This window comes from Betaproteobacteria bacterium, from assembly GCA_016791345.1.
In the GTDB taxonomy this organism is placed as follows: Bacteria; Pseudomonadota; Gammaproteobacteria; order Burkholderiales; family JAEUMW01; genus JAEUMW01.
Genome location: JAEUMW010000237.1, coordinates 1 through 2212, shown reverse-complemented (window position 1 = coordinate 2212; position 2212 = coordinate 1). Strand labels below are relative to the sequence as shown.

2 protein-coding genes are annotated in these 2212 nt (G+C 67.3%); both read right to left on the bottom strand.

Annotated features, from left to right (window positions below; translation table 11 throughout):
- Positions 1 to 89: 89 nt before the first annotated feature.
- The gene (gene fabI, locus JNK68_09320) at positions 90 to 866 is read right to left on the bottom strand and encodes an enoyl-ACP reductase FabI (protein ID MBL8540559.1); all 777 of its coding nucleotides are present in this window, start codon (positions 864 to 866) and stop codon (positions 90 to 92) included.
- Positions 867 to 940: 74 nt separating this feature from the next.
- The coding region (locus tag JNK68_09315; GenBank protein ID MBL8540558.1) for a bifunctional enoyl-CoA hydratase/phosphate acetyltransferase at positions 941 to 2212 on the bottom strand (1272 nt) is incomplete at its 5' end.

Genomic DNA, 2212 nt, shown 5'->3' with positions numbered 1-2212 from the left:
TGCCGCTTCGCCCGGCGCGATCTCATCCGGCGCGGGCAATTGCTGGACGAGGCGCAGCGCCTGCTCGACTGCGCCTCGCCCGGCCCGGGTCAGTCGGCGATGTGATAGCCGCCGTCGACGTACAGCGTATCGCCGGTCAGCACGCGCGCAGCATCGGTCGCGAGGAACGCGACATAGCGACCGACGTCATCGATCGTCGCCAGCTGCCTCGCCGGGGCACGCTCCGCTGCCTTCGCCATGAGCTTGTCGAAATCCGCGAGCCCCGACGCGGCGCGGGTCTTGAGCGGCCCGGGTGACATGGCGTGCACGCGGATCTTCGGTCCGAGCTCCAGCGCGAGATAGCGCGTCACCGCCTCGAGCGCCGCTTTCACGGGCCCCATGAGGTTGTAGTTGGGCACCGCCCGGGCGGCGCCGAGATAGCTCATGGTGAAGAGTGTGCCGCCGTCCGACATGAGCGGCTCCGCCAGCTTCGCCATGCGCACGAAGGAATGACACGACACGTCCATGGCGAGCTGGAAGCCGGCGAGCGAGCTGTCGACGAGGCGCCCCTGCAGATCCTCCTTCGGGGCGAAGGCCATCGAGTGCAGGGCGGAATGCAGCACGCCCCAGCGCTTGCCGATCTCCGCGTAGACGGCTTCGAGCTCGCCTTCCTGCGTCACGTCGCCCGGCATGAGGATTTCCGCACCGAGACCCGCGGCGAGCGGTTCGACGAAGCGCTTCGCCTTCTCGTTGAGGTAGGTGATGGCGAGGTCGGCGCCGAGCTCGCGCATAGCACGCGCACAGCCGTAGGCAATCGAGCTGTCGTTGGCGATGCCGGTGATTAGGACTTTCTTGCCCTCGAGAGAGAGGTAGGCGGGAAGGTTCATCGGTTCCTCGTATTCATAAGAGCAAGAGATGTGGGACCGAGTCCCTGAGACGCGGGACTCGCGATGGGCAGCTCTCAGACCGGCGGCGCAGCCTTCGCCTCGCGGCGTGCGTGCGCCAGCACCACCGCCACCGCGCACGAGGCCATGCGAGCATGGAGATTGTCCGCACGGCTGGTGAGAATGATGGGCACGCGCGCACCGAGCACGATCCCGGCAGCGTCGGCGTTGGCCATGAACGTGAGCTGCTTGGCGAGGATGTTGCCGGCTTCCAGATCCGGAACCAGCAGGATGTCGGCATCGCCAGCGACCGGGGAGGCGATCTTCTTGATCTCCGCGGCTTCCTTGCTGATGGCATTGTCCATGGCGAGCGGTCCGTCGAGCAGCCCACCGGTGATCTGCCCGCGGTCGGCCATCTTGCAGAGCGCCGCCGCCTCGAGCGTCGACTGGATCTTCGGCGTCACGGTCTCCACGGCGGAGAGGATGGCGACCTTGGGGCACTCGATGCGCAACGCGTGGGCGAGGTCGATCGCGTTCTGCACGATGTCGACCTTCTGCTCCAGCGTCGGATAGATGTTGACCGCGGCATCGGTCACGAAGAGCGGCTTGTCGTAGGTCGGCACGTCCATGATGAAGACGTGCGAGATGTGGCGCCCGGTGCGCAAGCCCGTGGACGAGCTCACCACCGCGCTCATGAGCTCGTCGGTGTGCAGGCTGCCCTTCATCAGCACTTCCGCCTCGCCCTCGCGCACGAGCTCCACGGCGCGTGCCGCGGAAGCGTGGCTGTGCGGCGTGTTCTCGATGCGCATCTGCGAGATGTCGAAGCCGAAATCCGCCGCCACCTTCCTGATCCGCTCCGACGGGCCGACCAGGATGGGGATGATCAGGTTCGCCTTCGCGGCGTCCATCACCGCCGTGAGGGACGACACATCGCACGGGTGGGCGACGGCGGTGACGACCGCAGGCAGGTGCCTGCAGAACTTCAGGATGTTCTCGTAGGAATCGTGCTCCTGCACCGAGATGGTGGCGGTCGGCATGCGCGCGACACTCACCTTCTGCGTGAGCACCGACACCTCCATCGTGCCCGTCAGCACCGGGTCGCCGTGCTGATTCACGCCGCTGCACTCGAGCACGACGATGTTGCCCTGCGGGCGCTTCTCGACGACCTTGACCGAAACCGTCACGCTGTCGCCGACACCCACGGCATAGGCGTAGCGCAGGGACTCGGCGACGATCGACGAGCCGGGGCCGGGCAATTGCGTGCCGACGAGGCGCGACAGCAGCGTGCCGCTCAACGCCGCGTGGGCCGGGCGCTTGCCGAGGGCACCGGGCGGGCTGACCCATTCCGC